Below are 2725 nucleotides of genomic sequence, written 5' to 3' on the forward strand. Positions count from 1 at the left end.
GCCGCCCGCTACGACGACCACCTGCTCGTCATGGAGCGGGTGCACGAACCGCTGGGGGAGGCCCGCGACGACTACGACGTGTTCGCCGCCCTCGCGCAGCGGCTCGGCTGCGGGGAGGTGTTCACCGAGGGGCGCACCTCGGCGCAGTGGGTCGAGCACCTCTACGAGACGTGGCGCGCCGGGCCCGCGGCGCGCGCCGGGATCCCCGCCCCGACCTGGGCGGACTTCCGCGCGCAGGGGCAGCTGGTGCTGCCCGCCGAGGAGCCCGTCGTGCTGCTCGCGTCCTTCCGCGCCGATCCGGGGCGCTTCCCGCTGCGCACGCCCAGCGGTCGCATCGAGGTGTCCTCGGCGGTGATCGCGTCCTTCGGCTACGACGACTGCCCCGGCCACCCCGTCTGGCGGGAGCCGGAGGACTGGCTGGGCTCGCCGCTGGCGGCGGACTTCCCGCTGCACCTGCTGGCGAACAACCCCGCCACCCGCCTGCACAGCCAGCTGGACCACGGGGCGACGAGCGCGGCCTCCAAGGTGGCCGGCCGCGAGCCGCTGCGGATGCACCCCGAGGACGCCGCCGCGCGCGGTCTCGCCGACGGCGACGTGGTGGTGGTGCGCAGCCGGCGCGGCAGCTGCCTGGCCGGTCTCGTGGTGTCCGACGTGCTGCGCCCCCGGGTGGTGCAGATGTCGACGGGGGCGTGGTTCGACCCCGTCGCCGGGGAGGCCGCGGGCGTCACGTGCGGGCACGGCAACGTCAACGTCCTGACCTGCGACGTGGGGACGTCCCGCCTGGGGCAGGGCTGCACCGGCCAGCACGTCCTCGTGGAGGTCGAGCGGCACACCGGGCCACTACCACCCGTCACGGCTCATGAGGCCCCCGTGGCCGCTGCGGTCGCCACGGGCCCGTAGCGCTCCACCCGGCCCGCCACCTGCGACGACACCCCGCGGGATCGGGCGCGGGGGATTCACCCGTACGGCACAATGCGGGCGATCCCGCGTCCGTCCCAGGTGCGCGGCCGAGACGCGGAGGTGTCGTTCGTGACCACCGATGACTGGTCCGACGACCGGTTGGGGGCCGCGCACGTGCCCGAGGCCGTCCGGCACTGCGCCGGGCCCGACGACGACCCCGACCGCTACGAGCTGCTCGGGCCCGTGGAGGGGCTCGCCGACGAGGTGTGGCACTGCCTCGACCGGCGCGGCACCGCGGGGGAGGCCCTGTGCGGGCTCGTCGTGCTGCGGCCCTCCGCGCCGGGTGGTGCGCGGGCCGCCGCTCCCGGCGGGCAGGTGGACGACGTCGCCTGGCTGGCCCGCGCGCTGGAGCTCACCCGCGTGCGCCACCCCCGCCTGGCCCGCGTCCTCACCGCCTTCCCCGGCCGGGGACCGCACGCGCCCGACGCGCCCGATGCGGCCCCCGGCGTGGAGGAGGAGCGCTGGGCGTACGCCGTCGTCGAGCACGTGCCCGGCCGATCGGCCGCGGAGTGGCTGCGCGAGGACCCCGGGGCGGGGCTCGCGGAGCGGATGCGGCTGCTCGCCGGCGCCGCCGGCGTCCTGCACGAGCTGCACCGCGGTGACGTCGGCCGCCCCTCCCTCGTGCACGGCGGGGTCACCCCCCGGGCGCTGCGGCTGGCCGGCAGCGCTCCCGCGAACGGTGTCCGGCTGACCGCGGCGGCGCTCGGTGCCCCCGGGCGCCGGGCGGCGGGCGCTCCCGACGACGGCGCGGCCGTGCTGGCGTACACCGCTCCGGAGGTCCTCGCCGGTGCGGCCCCCACCGCGGCCGGTGACGCCTTCGGCCTGGGTGCCAGCGCGGTGCTCCTGCTGACGGGTGAGGTCCCCGCCGTGCGCGGCGGTGCGCTCGACCTGGTGGCGGTGGCCGAGCAGCTGGCGCGCGCACCCCTGACGGGCCGGCTGCCCGCGCTGCGCGACGGCGTGCTGCAGGCGCTGGCCCCCGATCCCGCGCAGCGTCCGGACCGGCTCCCGGCGTGGGTGAACGGCCTGCGGGTCGCCGCAGGCGTCGCCGCGGCCGACGTCGTGCCGGCACCTCCCGCGGTGGCCGTGGCGCCCGAGACCCCCACGGCCACCGCCGCCGGGGGAGCGCCGCTGGTCGCCGGGGCGACGCCCGCCCGCAAGCGCGCCCTCGGCATCTCGCGGCGCCCGGTGCTCGCGGTCGCCGCCGCGGTCGTGCTCGCCACCTCCGCGACCGCGGTGGCCGTCGCCGTCGTGCAGAACGGCACGATGCGCGACGTCCCCAACCCCGTGGCAGCGGTCGGGGGTCTGCCGGTCGAGACGCCCGAGCCGCAGGAGCCCCTGCCGCCCGGCGCGGCCCCGCAGGACCCGGCGCCCAGCAGCGCGACCTCCGAGGCCCCCTCGCGCAGCGCGACGGCGCGACCCTCCCGCAGCAGCACCGCGCCCAGCTCGACGGCGCCCGCGCCCGCCCCGACCGGTACGGCGACCACCAGCGCGCCGCCCGCCCCGTCCGGCGGCGCCACCGCCCAGCCGTCGGCGCCCGCACCGACCCTGGGGGCCCCGCTGCCGCCGACGGAGACGGTGGCACCGACCTCGCCGCCGCCCGCGCCGCCGACCGGCACCCCCACCAGCGACGCGCCGACACCGCCGCCCACCAGCACGCCCACCGGCACCCCCACCAGCGACGCGCCGACACCGCCGCCCACCAGCACGCCCACCCAGACGGCGCCGCCCACCCAGACGGCGCCGCCCACCCAGACGGCGCCGCCCA

At 79.4% G+C, this 2725-nt stretch carries 2 protein-coding genes; both read left to right on the forward strand.

Annotated features, from left to right (window positions below; translation table 11 throughout):
• A partial coding sequence (locus ABEB16_RS19430) for a molybdopterin dinucleotide binding domain-containing protein (RefSeq protein WP_345713853.1) occupies nucleotides 1–900 on the forward strand: 900 nt, incomplete at its 5' end.
• A gap of 129 nt (nucleotides 901–1029) precedes the next feature.
• Nucleotides 1030–2725 (forward strand): serine/threonine-protein kinase (locus ABEB16_RS19435; protein WP_486335997.1); only part of this gene is annotated, 1696 nt, incomplete at its 3' end.

The sequence above is a fragment of the Kineococcus glutinatus genome (genome assembly GCF_039542765.1).
Lineage (GTDB): Bacteria > Actinomycetota > Actinomycetes > Actinomycetales > Kineococcaceae > Kineococcus_A > Kineococcus_A glutinatus.